This window comes from Mesorhizobium sp. M1A.T.Ca.IN.004.03.1.1 (assembly GCF_003997555.1).
Classification (GTDB): Bacteria; Pseudomonadota; Alphaproteobacteria; order Rhizobiales; family Rhizobiaceae; genus Mesorhizobium.
In genome coordinates this window covers 1-332 of sequence record NZ_RZTV01000119.1, presented here as the reverse complement: position 1 = coordinate 332, position 332 = coordinate 1, and the positions used below count along the sequence as shown (strand labels likewise).

At 61.4% G+C, this 332-nt stretch carries 1 protein-coding gene; it reads left to right on the top strand.

Going from position 1 to position 332, the window contains the following annotated elements:
• Positions 1–332 (top strand): dihydrodipicolinate synthase family protein (locus tag EOD29_RS30960; RefSeq protein WP_206520529.1); only part of this gene is annotated, 332 nt, incomplete at both ends.

The window sequence follows — 332 nt, the reverse complement described above, 5'->3', positions numbered from 1 at the left end:
ATGAGGTCTATGCCCAAGCCTATTTTGCCGCCGGCGTGACGACCTATTCGTACGCGGTCTTCAACTTCGTGCCTGCACTGGCCCAACGCTTTTACGGCGCCTTGCGCACCGGCGATCAGGCGACCGTCGACGAGATCCTGAAGAGCTTCTTCTTCCCCTTCGTCGCCTTGCGCAACCGCAAGAAGGGATATGCCGTCTCGATCATCAAGGCCGGCCTTCGCGTCCTCGGGCAGAACCCAGGCCCCGTGCGCCCGCCTTTGACGGATCTTACCCAGGAAGAGCTCGTCCTGCTGGAAAAGATCGTCCAGGCCAACGGCGTCACACGGATCGCG